General features: G+C 67.7%; 13 protein-coding genes. 6 read left to right on the top strand and 7 right to left on the bottom strand.

Features of this window, described 5'->3' with window-relative positions; translation table 11 throughout:
• Positions 1-166 precede the first annotated feature (166 nt).
• Positions 167-1,798 (top strand): ABC-F family ATP-binding cassette domain-containing protein, encoded by a 1,632-nt coding sequence (locus tag C8258_RS00310; protein WP_036502358.1) that lies wholly within the window; start codon positions 167-169, stop codon positions 1,796-1,798.
• A gap of 140 nt (positions 1,799-1,938) precedes the next feature.
• Positions 1,939-2,181: a helix-turn-helix domain-containing protein gene (locus tag C8258_RS00305; protein WP_051024681.1), complete on the top strand. Its 243-nt coding sequence runs from the start codon at positions 1,939-1,941 to the stop codon at positions 2,179-2,181.
• Between the two features lie 71 nt (positions 2,182-2,252).
• On the opposite strand, the gene C8258_RS00300 is transcribed toward C8258_RS00305, so the two are convergent.
• Positions 2,253-2,666, bottom strand: coding sequence for a cupin domain-containing protein (locus C8258_RS00300; protein ID WP_369974697.1), 414 nt, complete (start codon positions 2,664-2,666; stop codon positions 2,253-2,255).
• 157 nt (positions 2,667-2,823) lie between these two features.
• On the opposite strand from C8258_RS00300, the gene C8258_RS00295 reads away from it, so the two are divergent.
• Complete coding sequence (locus C8258_RS00295) at positions 2,824-3,327, top strand: MarR family winged helix-turn-helix transcriptional regulator (RefSeq protein WP_174372308.1); 504 nt, start codon at positions 2,824-2,826, stop codon at positions 3,325-3,327.
• 6 nt (positions 3,328-3,333) lie between these two features.
• On the opposite strand, the gene C8258_RS00290 is transcribed toward C8258_RS00295, so the two are convergent.
• The 6 genes from C8258_RS00290 to acnA form a co-directional block, all read right to left on the bottom strand.
• Positions 3,334-4,293, bottom strand: a complete 960-nt coding sequence (locus C8258_RS00290) for a hypothetical protein (protein ID WP_106953350.1) — start codon at positions 4,291-4,293, stop codon at positions 3,334-3,336.
• 12 nt (positions 4,294-4,305) lie between these two features.
• On the bottom strand, positions 4,306-4,773 hold the full coding sequence (locus C8258_RS00285) for a hypothetical protein (protein WP_199195518.1): 468 nt from the start codon (positions 4,771-4,773) through the stop codon (positions 4,306-4,308).
• Positions 4,774-4,948: 175 nt separating this feature from the next.
• The gene (locus C8258_RS00280; RefSeq protein WP_106953349.1) at positions 4,949-5,365 is read right to left on the bottom strand and encodes a thioesterase family protein; all 417 of its coding nucleotides are present in this window, start codon (positions 5,363-5,365) and stop codon (positions 4,949-4,951) included.
• Between the two features lie 72 nt (positions 5,366-5,437).
• Entirely contained in the window at positions 5,438-7,585 is a 2,148-nt protein-coding gene (locus tag C8258_RS00275) for a prolyl oligopeptidase family protein (RefSeq protein ID WP_233224795.1), read from the bottom strand.
• A gap of 53 nt (positions 7,586-7,638) precedes the next feature.
• Positions 7,639-8,205 carry a TetR/AcrR family transcriptional regulator gene (locus C8258_RS00270; protein ID WP_036502387.1) on the bottom strand — a complete coding sequence of 189 codons (567 nt, stop codon included), beginning with the start codon at positions 8,203-8,205 and terminating at the stop codon, positions 7,639-7,641.
• Between the two features lie 176 nt (positions 8,206-8,381).
• Positions 8,382-11,177 (bottom strand): aconitate hydratase AcnA, encoded by a 2,796-nt coding sequence (gene acnA, locus C8258_RS00265; RefSeq protein ID WP_106953348.1) that lies wholly within the window; start codon positions 11,175-11,177, stop codon positions 8,382-8,384.
• A 274-nt stretch (positions 11,178-11,451) separates the two neighbouring features.
• Here acnA and C8258_RS00260 point away from each other — a divergent pair, with 274 nt between their 5' ends.
• The 3 genes from C8258_RS00260 to mraY all read left to right on the top strand — a co-directional run bounded on the left by C8258_RS00260 (position 11,452) and on the right by mraY (position 15,076).
• Complete coding sequence (locus C8258_RS00260; protein WP_233224794.1) at positions 11,452-12,075, top strand: DUF6676 family protein; 624 nt, start codon at positions 11,452-11,454, stop codon at positions 12,073-12,075.
• 409 nt (positions 12,076-12,484) lie between these two features.
• A complete protein-coding gene (locus tag C8258_RS00255) occupies positions 12,485-13,903 on the top strand; it encodes an NlpC/P60 family protein (RefSeq protein WP_106953347.1) in 1,419 nt (472 codons plus the stop codon).
• Between the two features lie 96 nt (positions 13,904-13,999).
• Positions 14,000-15,076 (top strand): phospho-N-acetylmuramoyl-pentapeptide-transferase, encoded by a 1,077-nt coding sequence (gene mraY / locus C8258_RS00250; RefSeq protein WP_106953346.1) that lies wholly within the window; start codon positions 14,000-14,002, stop codon positions 15,074-15,076.
• Positions 15,077-15,079 lie beyond the last annotated feature (3 nt).

Genomic DNA, 15,079 nt, shown 5'->3' with positions numbered 1-15,079 from the left:
CGGAGTGGAGAACGGGATGAATCTGCCCGATCCCGCCGATCCGACGTTGCGCACCCTGCGGGTGGTGGCCGAGTGACCGTCGAGAGCCGGTAAAATGGGTGGTTCTGGTGTGTCCGAGGGATGCACAATCGAACCGTTCGCCCCCTTACCGTGCTAGGAGACTGTTGTGATCACCGCGACCGACCTGGAGGTCCGGGCCGGAATCCGCACCCTGCTCACCGCGCCGGGTTCGGCGCTGCGGGTGCAGGCCGGTGATCGGATCGGTCTCGTCGGCCGCAACGGCGCGGGCAAGACCACCACGCTGCGCATCCTGGCCGGTGAAGGAGAACCCTACGCCGGCAAGGTGATTCGTTCGGGCGAAATCGGCTATCTGCCGCAGGATCCGCGTGAGGGAAATCTCGACGTGCTGGCCCGCGACCGGGTGCTCTCGGCGCGCGGGCTCGACAAGCTGATCCGCGATATGGAGAAGCAGCAGGCCCTGATGGCCGAGGTCGTCGACGACGCCGAACGCGAGAAGGCGGTGCGCAAGTACGGTCGGCTCGAGGAGCGATTCTCGGCGCTGGGCGGCTACGTCGCCGAGAGCGAGGCCGCCCGCATCTGCCACAGCCTCGGTCTGCCGGATCGGGTGCTGGGCCAGGCGCTGCGCACCCTGTCGGGCGGTCAGCGCCGCCGCATCGAGTTGGCGCGGATCCTGTTCTCCGCCTCCGACGGCTCCGGCGGCAAATCCGATACCACGCTGCTGCTCGACGAGCCGACCAACCACCTCGACGCGGACTCCATCACCTGGCTGCGCGGCTTTCTGCAGAACCACGACGGCGGCCTGATCGTCATTTCCCACGACGTCGACCTGCTCGCCGACGTGGTGAACAGGGTGTGGTTCCTCGACGCCGTGCGCGGTGAGGCCGACATCTACAACATGGGCTGGAAGAAGTATCTCGACGCCCGCGCCACCGACGAACAGCGCCGTGTCCGCGAGCGCGCCAACGCGGAGAAGAAGGCTTCCGCGCTCAAGCAGCAGGCCGCCAAACTCGGCGCGAAAGCGACGAAAGCCGCTGCGGCACACCAGATGGTCAAGCGCGCCGAGCGCATGCTCTCCGAACTCGACGACGTGCGCGTGGCCGACAAGGTGGCCCGCATCAAGTTCCCCGAACCCGCTCCCTGCGGCAAGACACCGCTGATGGCCACCAACCTCACCAAGCTCTACGGATCGCTGGAAATCTTCACCGGAGTGAACCTGGCCATCGACAAGGGCAGCCGGGTCGTGATCCTCGGCCTCAACGGCGCGGGTAAGACGACCATGCTGCGTCTGCTCGCGGGCGTCGAGCCGCTGACCGCCGGACAGATCGATCCGGGACGCGGGCTGCGCATCGGGTATTTCGCCCAGGAGCACGACACCCTCGACGACAACGCCACCGTCTGGGAGAACATCCGCCACGCGGCTCCTGACGCGGGGGAGCAGGACCTGCGCGGGTTGCTGGGTGCGTTCATGTTCACCGGCCCGCAGCTCGACCAGCCGGCCGGCACCCTGTCCGGCGGTGAGAAGACCCGGCTGGCGCTGGCCGGCCTGGTCTCCTCGGCGGCCAACGTGCTGCTGCTCGACGAGCCCACCAACAACCTCGATCCGGTCTCGCGCGAACAGGTTCTCGACGCGCTGCGCAGCTATGCGGGCGCGGTCGTTCTGGTCACCCACGACCCGGGTGCGGCCGAGGCGTTGAATCCGGAACGGGTGATCATGCTGCCCGACGGCACCGAGGATCACTGGTCGCAGGACTACCTGGAACTGATTCAGCTGGCCTGAGCGTGGCGAATGCTTCCTGCGACGCGCCGAGACACGCCGAAAGATCCTCGCAATCGGTGAGTTTCATCACAGTGAGGCGTTGATCACTGCGAGTCGAGTGTCTAGCCTGGAATGAGGCTGCACGGCGACCGGAGGAAGCCATGAGTGACAGGCCCGCACAGGGGAAGTCGATGTTGGGTAAGGGAACGCGCGTCACGGGCAAGTCGCGCGACCGGCTGCAAACCCAGCTGAAGAAGCAATACGAGGCGGGCGCCAGCATTCGTTCGCTGGCGCGGGAGACCGGCCGCTCGTACGGATTCATTCACAACGTGCTCGTGGAGTCGCATGTGCAACTCCGCAGCCGGGGTGGTGCCAACCGGCGCAAAGCGGTCAGCAAGCCCTGACCGGCCCACTCGCCAGACCGGTCGACCGGCTTCCGCGGCCGTCGGCGTCTCGTGCCGCGCTGCGCTCGGGTTCATGCCCGGTGGGCGTTGCGTTCGGCCCACCAGTTCGGCGCGTCGACGAAATGGTTGTCGTACTCGTCCTGGGTAGCGGCGAGTTCGGCGAGGGTGGCCTCGCCGGAGGCCACCCGCTCGAGCAGCCGGAAGTAGCCGAAGCGCTGCACGGCGGGGGTCAGTGCGATCAGGATCCGCGCCGGTGAACCGGGTGCGGCGCCGAAGGCGTGCGGCATGAACCGCGGCACCGTGATCGCGCCGCCCGCGGCGACGGTCGTGATCTCCTCGCCCGCGAGCACCTGCAATTCGCCCTCGGCGACGTAGAACAGCTCGTCGGACAGCGTGTGGTAGTGCGGAGTCGCGCCGTCGGCGCCGGACGCCATCGTGACCTCGAGCGTGCTGACGCTGCCGCCGGTGCGGTCGGAATCCAGCAGCAGGCGCATGGTCACCGCGTCGGTCTTGCGCACCTCGGCCTCGGCGGGCTGGATGACGGCGGCGGGAATGCGGGGTTCGGTGGTCATCGGATCTCCCAAGTAGTTCGCTATCGGATAGTTCGCTACCGAACTATATCCCGTCGAATAGTATGTGTCCATGGCTGGACGACAGACCGATGCGGTGGATGCGATCGTGGCGCAGTGGGAGCGGGAACGGCCCGACCTGGATCTCACGGCGATGGCGGTGCTCGGCCGCCTCGGCCGCCTGTACGTCCTCGCCGAACGCGAGATCGACGCGGTGTTCACCGCGCACGGGCTGCAGCGCGGCGAGTTCGATGTGCTTGCGGCACTGCGTCGTTCGGGTGAACCGTTCGAACTGACCCCGTCGGTCCTGGCCGACACGTTGATGTTGTCGCGCGCCGGAATGACCGGCCGCCTGGACCGCCTGGAATCGGCCGGACTGGTGCGACGCATCGCCGATCGCGCCGACCGCCGCGCGGTCCGGGTCGCCCTGACCGAGGCCGGCCGCGCCCGCGTCGACGAGGTCGTCACGGCACACACCGACAACGAGACGCGCCTGCTGTCCGGATTGTCGGCGCGCGACCGCGGCGAACTGGACCGGATCGCGCGCATCCTGCTGGCCGACCTCGACCGATCGTGATGCCGGTCAGCCCGACACCATCGCCTCACCGTGGACGAGGAACTGGGCGAGACTGGCGAAGATCGGCAGCCCGGTCTTGATCTCCAGGTAGGCGAACTGCCCCTGCGGGTTCACCTCCAGAAAGTAGTACTCGCCGTCGAGCCCGAGCCTGATGTCGAGCACGCCGAACACCAGTCCGAGCGCGCCCATCAGCGTGGTCAGCGACTTGCTCACCGAGGCGGGCAGTCGCTCGCGGGTGAAGGCCACCGAGGTGTCGAGGCGCGAATCCACCCATCCCGCACCGGATTGCGAGTCGATCCGCACCGCCCACTCGACGCCGTCGATCCACACCACCCGCAGATCGCACTCGGCTTCGACATAGTCCTGGAAGGTGGTCGGCGCCGAGCGGATGGTGTCGAATCGGCCGAGATCCTCGCGGCTCACGATGCGCGTTTCGGAGAATTCCGCGCGGCCGGTACCGGTCCGTTTGTAGATCACCGACCCGCCGCGGGAAACGACGAAACTGCGGGCCTCGTCGGGATCGTTGGTGATCAACGTTTCCGGGATGGCGAAACCGCTGCGCCGGGCGGTGTCGAGCTGCACGATTTTGCGGGTGGCGGTGCGGTCGGCGCCGGGATCGTTGACCCAGACCGCCGGGATCGACCACAGCAGACCCTGCAGGAACCCGTCGCATTCGGCCTGCCGGAAATCGTCGTCGCCGTCGAGGAAACCGCCGGGCACCCGGCACGGCCGGGGACGGCGCCACCAGACGGCGGTCACATCGTCGAGACCGGCGATATGCGACATCGAGCGAGCGGCGCCGGCGCGGTCGAGCCGGAAACTGCCGCATTCGCGCGGAAAATCGCGCATATCCAGACGAATCGGAGTGAGCCCGTACATATTCCGCAGCATCGAGCCCATCGCGTCGGCGTGCAGATCGTCGCTCTCGGCGACGATCAGCACGGCACCCGGCGACCGGGCACTCATCGAAACGGCCCCTCAGTCCAGGCTGTCGCAGGCGGTGCCGTCGTCGCTGCCCCCGCCGCTGCGAGTCTGGCTGTAGCTCACCGTCGCGCCGGCGGCCCCCCGGGAGGGTGCGACGTCGAGCTTGCGCGCCCACTGATCGGTCAGGCGAGCCAGCAGCTCGTCACCGACGGCAGGGCTGGGCCGGGGCGGCAGCGTCAGCGGGCGTTCGGTGAGCTGAATGCGCCGCCGCTGCGTGAAATCGGCTGTGGCGCCGGGCCGTATCCAGACGAGGACCGCGCGTTCCGCAGTGCCGGAATCCGGCGATTCGTCGCGCAGCTGGAGGACGTCGTCGCGATCGAGGGTCCAGATGCCCTCGGCGACCCGGACGCTGATGGTGTCGCGAGATTCGGCGACCAGGCGGCCGGCCAGCGGTGGCGCCGGGTGGCGGGGTTTCGGGCGCGGCCGGGTGTGTCCGGGTACCTGGCGGCCGGCATCGTTCATGGGCTGGACTCCGATCTGCTCGCGATTTGCCCCGGAAGTCGAGCGTGATCTGGATCATAGCCCGCCGCGGTGCCCGGCCGGTTCGCAACGAAAGAATTCCGGTGCAAACCCGGTGCCGGGGTCCGGGCGTGGAAAACGCTATCGCCGAAAGCGATTCGGTTGAGCTGTCAACGCCTCACAGACCGAGCACATCGGGGGATTCGGCGAGTTCCAGGAACCGCTGACTCGGGTTCGACACGAGTTTGCGCGCGTCGAGATCCATCAGCCCCAGCACGACGGAGAACTCCGCGGAGACGGTGCCGTCGAGCTTGCGGATCTGCTGGTCCATCCAGAACGCCTTGCCCTCGCCCCAGCGGCATGCGCAGGTCACGGTGATCTCGTCGCCCAGATGCAGTTCCCGCCGATACTTGACGGTCGATTCCAGGACCACCGGGCCGAGTCCGGACAGCCGCATCTTGTCCGGGACCAGTCCGGCCGCGCGCAGCACCTCCCAGCGGGCGTGCTCGGCGTACTGGTGGTACACGGCCTGGTTGAGATGGCCGTTGACGTCGAGTTCGTATCCGCGGACGGTGACGGGCACAGAAAAGGTCATACCGGGGCGAACCGCCACCCTGTTCCGGGTATTTCCGGATCGGGCGTGGGATCGGTCACCGCATCGCGGCGGCTACATCAGTCGCCGCATCAGATAGGTGTACTCGAGCGCGCTGGTTCGGGCCTGTTCCTCCCGGTCGGCGCCGGCGCCGTGGCCGCCCTCGCCCGCCTCGTAGAACAGATACGGATCGCCGAATTCGGCCAGCCGCGCGGCGAACTTGCGGGCGTGCTGTGGGCCCACCCGGTCGTCCTTGGTCGTGGTCCAGACGAAGGGTTCCGGATACTGCGCACCGCGCCGCAATTGCCCGTACGGCGAGATGGATTCGAGAAACGCGCGCTGAGCGGGATCGTCGACGCTGCCGTACTCGTCCACCCAGGAGGCGCCCGCGGCGATCTTCTCGTAGCGCATCATGTCCAGCAGTGGTATCTGGATGTCGACCGCGTTCCACATCTGCGGATGCTGGACGAATTCGACCCCCATGAGCAGCCCGCCGTTGGAGCCGCCCTGGATGCCGAGCCGCCGCGAGGTGGTCACGCCCCGCGCCACCAGATCCTTGCCGACCGCGGCGAAATCGTCGAACGCCCGCTGTCGCCGGGTGGTGCGCGCGGCCTCGTGCCAGGCGGGACCGAATTCGCCGCCGCCGCGAATGTTCGCCAGGACGAAGACGCCGCCGTGCTCGAGCCAGAGCCGGCCGAGCGTCGCCTGATACGCGGGAGTCTGCGATATCCCGAAGCCACCGTAGGCGTTCATCAGGGTGGGGTTCGAGCCGTCGAACGCCATATCGGCCGCATGCACCACAAAATACGGCACCGCGGTGCCGTCGGCCGAGGTCGCCTTCTGCTGTTCGACCACATAGCGGGACGAATCGAACTGCGGCGGTGTGCTTTTCACCTGCCGGGCCGTGCCGGTGGCGGTGTCCACGCTCCACAGTGTGGTCGGAACGAGGAACGAGGTCACCGAGAGATAGGCGTGCTCGCCCGTCGGATCGGCGGTGACGGTGTCGACGGTCGCGTTGTCCGGCAACGGCACCGGCGTCCCCGACCAGGTTCCGTCCGGGCGTGGTGTGTAGACGGTGGCGCGACCACGTACGTCGTTCAGCGACGTGACCACGGCGTGGTCGCGTGTGGTCTGCACACCGCTCAGACTCTCCGCCGGACCCGGGAGGTAGACCGGTGTCACCTGCGGACGGTCCGGATCGGTGGTCAGTCGATCGGCGTCCACCGATACCAGGGCACCTGCCGGATAGGTCGTCGCGCCGAGAACCCAGTCCTGCTGCAGCGACACCAGCAGGTGGTTGCCGACCATACCGGCGAAGTCCGATTTCGCCGGGAGCGCGGTCCGTAGCGGGCCGGTCGCGGTGAGTAGTTCGACGTCGTGTTCGAAGAAGGTCCGGCCGCGCACGACGAGATCGAGCCGCCGCCCGGCGCCGTTGTCCAGCACGACCGGCGCGGTCGACAGCTGATCGGTCCGGTCGCCCCGCGTGAGTTCGGTTGCCGCGTCGAGAGGTTGGCCGCGGCGCCACTGCCGGACGACGTACGGGTAGCCGGAGACCGTCATCTCGCCCGGCTGCCATTCCCGCGCGATCAGCACCGTGTTCTCGTCGCTGAACGTGAGGTCCACCTTGCCGCGCGGCACCGCGAACCCGTCGGGCACGAACTGCCTTGTGCTGCGGTCGAATTCGCGAACCGAGACGGCGTCCTCGCCGCCGTCGGACAGACTGATCAGGCACCGGCGATGGGTGACCGGGTCGCAGTCGGCGCCGCGCCAGACCCAGTTCCTGCCCTCGGCTCGCGACAGCTCGTCGAGGTCGAGCAGGGTGGTCCAGTTCGGTTGCGGCGCTTCGTAATCGGGATTCGTCGTTTCGCGCCAGATGCCGCGTTTGTGGTCACCGTCCTGCCAGAAGTTCTCGACGGTGCCGTCCTCGAAGCGCGGCATCGGGATCCGGTCGGACGTCTTCGCCAGCGCCGTCGCCTGCGCGAGATTGTCGGCGTAGCGCGAATCGTGTTCGAGCACATCGAGGGTCCGCCGATTCTGATCGCCGACCCACGCCTGCACGCGCGGGCTGTCGAGTTCCTCGAGCCAGAGATAGGGATCCTGCGGTGCGGCAGCACCGCCGCAGGCCGCGACCAGCACGGCGATCGACAGCACGACCACCGTATGTAGTGGGGTGCACCAAGTCCCGCCGATATGTCCGTCTCGTCGTCCCCGCCCCATGATCATCAGCACATGGTACGACGAATCCGGCACGGGGCACGGGCGCGTATCGCGGGCGGTCAGTCGCGGCGGCGGACCGACGCCTCCACGAGATCGAGTACGGCCGTGAGGTTTTCGTTCACGTGGCCGGAGGCGATGCGGGCGATGAGCCCGTCGAGCACGAGATCGAGATAGCCGAGCAGCACATCGGTGGGCACGTCGTCGCGCAGCGCGCCCGCCGCCTTGCGGCGTTCCAGCCGGGCCAGGGTGGCCGCGGTGAGTTCGGCCGAACGCTGGGTCCAGCCGGCGGCGAATTCGGGATCGGTGCGCAGACGCCGGGCGATCTCGAGGCGGGTGCCCAGCCAGTTGTACTGTGCGGGATTGTCGAGCATCTCCCGCATGACCTGCACGATGCCCTCGTTGGCCGCGACCTCGGCCATCCGTCCGGCATCCTCCTGGGCGAGGGCCAGGAACAGGGCGTCCTTGTCCCGGAAATGATGGAAGATCGCGCCGCGGGACAAGCCGATCGCCTCTTCCAGACGGCGGACGGTCGCACCCTCGTACCCGAATTCGGCGAAACACCGCCGCGCCCCGTCCAGAATCTGGCTGCGCCGGGCGGCGAGGTGATCGTCACTGACCTTGGGCATGGGCTCCTCCAGCGGGGAATGCACGGACCCCCGCGCCGGGACGATCCGGCGCGGGGGTTCTCACAGTACGAGCATGGACGCGTAGATCCTGCGGCGGCGCAACGCTGTTCGTACCGGCCCGGCGATCCGAACGGTCGCCGGGCGCGGCACGACGCCGCACCGCGTGGTGCGGGATATCAGCCGCGAATCATGTTGCGCAGCACGAACTGCAGGATGCCGCCGTTGCGGTAGTAGTCGGCTTCACCGGGGGTGTCGATGCGCACAACCGCGTCGAAGGTGACCTTCTCGCCGTTCTCCTTGGTCGCGGTGACCTTCAGGGTCTTCGGCGTGGCGCCCTCGTTGAGCTTGGTGATGCCCTCGATGTCGAACACCTCGGTGCCGTCCAGGCCCAGCGACGCGGCCGACTCACCCGCCGGGAACTGCAGCGGGATGACGCCCATGCCGATCAGGTTGGAGCGGTGGATGCGCTCGAACGACTCGGTGATGACGGCCTTGACGCCCAGCAGACGGGTGCCCTTGGCCGCCCAGTCGCGCGAGGAACCCGAGCCGTACTCCTTACCGCCCAGCACGACCAGCGGGATGCCGGCCTTCTGGTAGTTCTGCGAGGCGTCGTAGATGAACGCCTGCGGGCCACCGTCCTGGGTGAAGTCGCGGGTGTAGCCACCCGAGACGTCGTCGAGCAACTGGTTGCGCAGCCGGATGTTGGCGAACGTGCCGCGGATCATCACCTCGTGGTTGCCGCGCCGCGAGCCCAGGGAGTTGTAGTCCTTGCGCTCGACGCCGTGCGAATCGAGGTACTGCGCGGCCGGGGTGCCCGGCTTGATCGGACCGGCCGGGGAGATGTGGTCGGTGGTGACCGAATCACCCAGCAGGGCCAGCACGCGGGCGCCCTTGATGTCCTCGACCGGGGCCGGCTCGAGTTCCATCCCGTCGAAGTACGGCGCCTTGCGGACGTAGGTGGAGTTCTCGTCCCAGGCGAAGGTGTCACCGGACGGGGTGTCGAGGTTGCGCCAGCGCTCGTCGCCCTTGAAGACGTCGGCGTAGGACTTGCGGAACATGTCCTGGCTGATCGCCGACTTGATGGTGTCGTCGATCTCCTGGGCGGAGGGCCAGATGTCGCGCAGGAACACGTCGTTGCCGTCCGTGTCCTGACCCAGCGCGTCCTTCTCGAAGTCGAAGTCCATCGTGCCGGCCAGGGCGTAGGCGATGACCAGCGGCGGGGAGGCCAGGTAGTTCATCTTCACGTCGGGGGAGATGCGACCCTCGAAGTTGCGGTTGCCCGACAGCACGGCGGTGACCGACAGGTCGTTGTCGTTGACGGCCTTGGAGATCTCCTCCGGCAGCGGGCCGGTGTTGCCGATGCAGGTGGTGCAGCCGTAACCACCGAGGTAGAAGCCCAGCTTCTCCAGGTACGGCCACAGGCCGGCCTTCTCGTAGTAGTCGGAGACGACCTGCGAACCCGGGGCCATGTTGGTCTTGACCCACGGCTTGCTGGACAGGCCCTTCTCGACCGCGTTGCGGGCCAGCAGCGCCGCACCGATCATGACCGACGGGTTGGAGGTGTTGGTGCAGGAGGTGATACCCGCGACCACGACCGCGCCGTGATCGAGAACAAACTCACTGCGGTCCTCGGACACCACCTTGACCGGCTTGGACGGCCGGCCTTGCGCACCGTTGGCCGCCGAATGGGCGGGGGCGTAGCTCTCGTTGGCGGCGCCGGCCGAGACCGAGACCGGATCCGAGGCGGGGAAGGTCTCCTCGACGCCCTCGTCGAGTCCGTTGTAGTCACCGGTGACGTAGTCGGTGATGTCGGAGCGGAACGCCGCCTTCGACTCGCTGAGCAGGATGCGGTCCTGCGGGCGCTTCGGGCCGGCGATCGAGGGCACCACGGTGCTCAGGTCGAGCTCGAGGTACTCCGAGTAGGCGGGCTCGTGCGCGGCGTCGTGCCACATGCCCTGTTCCTTGGCGTAGGCCTCGACCAGGGCCAGCTGCTCGTCGGAGCGACCGGTCAGACGCAGGTAGTTGATGGTCTCCCCGTCGATCGGGAAGATCGCTGCGGTGGAACCGAATTCGGGGCTCATGTTGCCCAGGGTGGCGCGGTTGGCCAGCGGCACCTCGGCCACACCGGCGCCGTAGAACTCGACGAACTTGCCCACCACACCGTGCTTGCGCAGCATGTCGGTGACGGTGAGCACGACGTCGGTGGCGGTGACGCCCGGCTGGATCTCGCCGGTGAGCTTGAAGCCGACCACGCGCGGGATGAGCATGGAGACCGGCTGGCCCAGCATCGCGGCCTCGGCCTCGATACCGCCGACGCCCCAGCCCAGCACGCCCAGGCCGTTGACCATGGTGGTGTGCGAGTCGGTGCCGACGCAGGTGTCCGGGTAGGCCTGCCCGTTGCGGGTCATGACGGTCGGGGCCAGGTACTCGATGTTGACCTGGTGCACGATGCCGGTGCCCGGGGGGACGACCTTGAAGTCGTCGAACGCGCCCTGGCCCCAGCGCAGGAACTGGTAACGCTCGCCGTTGCGCTGGTATTCGAGGTCGACGTTGCGCTCGAGGGCGTCGGCGCGGCCGAAGACGTCGAGGATGACCGAGTGGTCGATGACCATGTCGGCGGGGGAGAGCGGGTTGACCTTGTTCGGGTCGCCGCCCAGGGCGGTGACGGCCTCACGCATGGTGGCCAGGTCGACCACACAGGGCACGCCGGTGAAGTCCTGCATGATCACGCGGGCGGGGGTGAACTGGATCTCGATACTCGGCTCCGCCGACGGATCCCAGTTGGCGATGGCGCGGATGTGGTCGGCGGTGATGTTGGCGCCGTCCTCGGTGCGGAGCAGGTTCTCCGCCAGGACCTTCAGGGCGTAGGGCAGCTTCTCGGTGCCGGGCACGGCCGAGAGGCGGAAGATCTCGTAGGAGTTGCTTCCGACCTCGAGGGTGCCCTTGGCGCCGAATGTATCGATACTTGTCATACGTTCAGCTCCACTCGTCGGTGTTCCGATCGGGGCGCGTGCGGGCCCCGTAGGGTGGCCACCGGCGGGGCTGCGCCGGCGGCTGTCGTCGAGGACGCGTTTCGGGCTGCGCGCCTCGTACTTCCGAACTCTAACAGTACGCTTGTCCTATGAAGCATGCGGGGCACGTACGGCGCGGCGTGCCGCCATCCATGATGCCCCCGTCGCGTACTGTGCTCGAAGGCCCCGCCGGAGTTGTCCCCTCCGGTGTGCCGGCCAGGTGTGTGTTGATCACGTGAAAGTGTTGGACGCCCGTCGCTGGAGTCGGCGGCTCGACAAGACCGGATGGAAGATGACCGTCTCGTATGCCTCGGTTTTCACCCCCATGGCCGCGGAGCTACCGCCGGATACCGACGTCGACGCCATCGTGCTGGATCTGGCCGACAACCACGTAGCCGCGCCCGAATCCAAGAATCAGGACAAGCTCGCCGAGATCGCTGATCAGGCTCGCGCGCACGGCATCGAGTTGAACATCGTGGTCGTGAAGGGAAATCCGGGCCGCGATTCGGATCTGCGCGACCTGGCGACCACCCTCGGCAAGAGTGAACACGGCACGGTCGTGGTGTTCAGCGACGACTGGATCGGCACCTACAGCGATTCGATCAACCGCGCGCGGCTGGAGTGGGCCGAGGACAAGGCCAAGTATCAGGGCGGGCACACCGCGACGGCCGCGCAGATCTTCGTCGATCGGCTGGAGACGCCGGAAAAGGTGTCCTGGACCGCGATCACGGGAGTTGTGCTGGCCGGCACCGTGCTGACCATCGGGGGCCTGTACTACATCAAGTCCCGGCGGGCGTCGCGGGAGCGGGCGGCGGTGGCCGCCGATGCCCCGCCGAATCCGCCGGTGCCCTCTCGCTAGCCGTCTCCGGCGGCTGTCCTCGGCGTGTCGCGAGGTGCCCCGCGGCGGTCGCCGGAAACTAGCCACCACCTCGGCGCGATGCCCGATTCGAGGGATAAGTCGCGATTCGCGGGACGAAACTGAACGACCGGTTTGGTTTGCTCCCGAAACCCCTATTCACGGTTAGTGAATTTTTAGCAAACCGGAAATTACTCCCCTGTGATTTGTCGTCCGATGTTTCCTCTGTGAAAGAAGTGTCGTACGGTTTCGAGGTGACACTCTTGGGGAAGAAGTGTCACATGGGCCTCCAGCGTCCCTCGAGGGCAGATGGACCGTTGGTGCTCGTGCGGCGACGCCTCGATCGGTCGCCCAGCGCAGTCCTGGCGAATCTGGTGCTCGCCGGGAGCCGCAGCGGGATCAGGGAGGTGTGATGCGAATATCAGCGAGGCGGTCCGGGGGTGCCGCGAAGGTCGCTGCGGGGTTGCTCTTATGTGGGTTCGCGCTGACGGTGACAGCTCCGCTGGTGGCCGCGGTGCCGCCGCCACCTCCGAATCCGAGCGACGGCGATATCGCCGCGGCGGGCGCGCAGGTCGATGCGGGGGTGAATCAGGTCAGCGGTCTGATCAATCAGGTCGCCACCGCCGACCAGCAGCTGGCCCAGCTCGATACCGAGGTCGCCGGCAAGCGGGAAGCCGTGAACAAGGCGCTGGTGGATCTGCAGAACGCCCGTGACGCCGCCGACGCGGCCGCGGCGACGGTCGCCGCCACCCAGCGTGATCTGCAGTCCGCCGGCACTCAGCTGAACCAGGCGCAGGGCAAATTCGACGAATTCGCCGTCGACGCCTACACGCACCCGGGTTCGACGTCGATGGTGAACTACCTGGCCGGCTCCGATCCGGCCTCCGCGCTCGACCGCGCCGATCTGCTCGGCATGGCGTCGAAGAACCAGCAGGCCGCCATCGACGGCCTGCGCCGCGCGCAGGTCGAACAGGCCAACAAGGATTCCGCCGCCCGCCAGGCCAAGAAGGCCGCCGACACGGCCGCGGACGAGGCCGATCAGAAGCGGCAGCAGGCGCAGGCCGCGGTCGCCGCCGCCAAGGCCGCTCTCGACGAACAGGCGCAGAAGCGCGATGCGCTGATGGCCCAGCGGGATTCGGCCCAGCAGCAACTCGACCAGGCGCGGGCCACTGTGACCGGACTGCAGGGCCAGCGCGACGCCTACCTGGCCTGGGATCGCCGGCGCCGGGCCGAAGTCGCCGCCGCCCAAGCCGCAGCGACCGCCGCCGCGGCGCGCGCCGCCGCCGATCAGGCCGCGCAGGACCGCGCCGCCGAACTCGGCGCGGGCAAGCGGCCGCACACCCAGTTGGACAACGCACCGCCGCCGCGCCGGTCGATGTCGACCCCCAGCCGGCCCAGCGGCAGCCGCTCCGAACTGATCGAGACGGTCGTCGACCGCGCGATGTCGCAACTCGGCGTCACCTACGCCTGGGGCGGCGGCGACGAGGACGGGCCCACCAAGGGCATCCACGACGGCGGCGTGGCCGATTCCTACGGCGACTACAACAAGGTGGGCTTCGACTGCTCGGGCCTGATGATCTACGCCTTCGCCGGTGTCGGCATCTCCCTGCCGCACTACAGCGGCTACCAGTACACGATGGGCACCCGGGTCAAGGTCGCCCAGCGCGAGCGCGGCGACATGCTGTTCTGGGGGTCCAACGGCAGCGAGCACGTCGCGCTGTACCTGGGCGACGGCAAGATGATCGAGGCGCCCGAATCCGGTGACGTCGTGAAGATTTCGCCGGTGCGCGAGGGCGGCATCATGCCGTACGCGATTCGCCTGATCACCTGACGCACCTCCGAATGATCTTGGCTACCATGCGAATCGGCACATATCGTGCCGGTCCGTTCGGCACGAGCCGAGAGTTCGGCAGTAGTTGGGGTATTGATGAGGCAGATCCTGTTCTCGGCGGCGATCGCACTCGCGGTCTCGATCACCGTGACGCCGTTGCTGATCAGGTTGTTCGCACGCCGGAATCTCGGCCAGCAGATCCGCGTCGAGGGACCGCAGAGTCACCAGGCCAAACGGGGTACGCCCACCATGGGCGGCATCGCCATCGTGGCGGGGTTGTGGGCCGGTTATCTGGGTTCGCACCTGATCGGCCTGCGCTACGACGCCGACGGCCCGTCGGCGTCCGGGCTACTGGTGCTCGGCATGGCCACCGCGCTGGGCTTCGTCGGCTTCCTCGACGACTTCATCAAGATCCGCAAGCATCGCAATCTGGGCCTGACCGCGACGGGCAAGTACATCGGGCAGATCGGCTCGGCCGTGATCTTCGGAATCCTGGCGCTGCGCTTTCCCGGCAGCACCGGGCTGACCCCGGCCGGCCGGCAGGTGTCGTATGTGCGGGACTGGCCCACGGTGGCCTTCCCGCTGGTGGTCTTCCTGCTGGCGGTCTGCTTCGTGGTGGTCGCCTGGTCCAACGCCGTGAACATCACCGACGGGCTGGACGGCCTGGCCGCGGGATCGATGGGTTTCGCGCTGGGCGCCTACGTCATCGTCACCTTCTGGCAGTACACCAATTCCTGTGCCGCCCACGCGCTTCCGGGCTGCTACAGCGTGCGTGACCCGCTCGACCTGGCCGTGGTGTGCGCGGCCGGCGGCGCCGCCTGCATCGGATTCCTGTGGTGGAATGCCAATCCGGCCAAGATCTTCATGGGTGATACCGGGTCGCTGGCCCTGGGCGGGCTGCTGGCCGGAATCTCGATCACCACCCGCACCGAATTGCTGATGGTGGTCGTGGGCGCGTTGTTCTTCGCCGAAATTCTGTCCGTGGCGTTGCAGATCGCGGTATTCCGCACCACCCGCAACCGGTTGTTCAAGATGGCGCCGTTCCATCACCATTTCGAACTCGGCGGCTGGCCCGAAACCACGGTGATCATCAGATTCTGGCTGCTCGCGGGTATCGCGGCCGCGGTGGGGCTGGCGCTGTTCTACGCCGAATATCTGGCCGCGGTGGGCTGATCC

The organism is Nocardia sp. MDA0666, from assembly GCF_003023875.1.
Taxonomy (GTDB): Bacteria; Actinomycetota; Actinomycetes; order Mycobacteriales; family Mycobacteriaceae; genus Nocardia; species Nocardia aobensis.
This window is presented reverse-complemented; position numbering and strand designations above follow the sequence as displayed.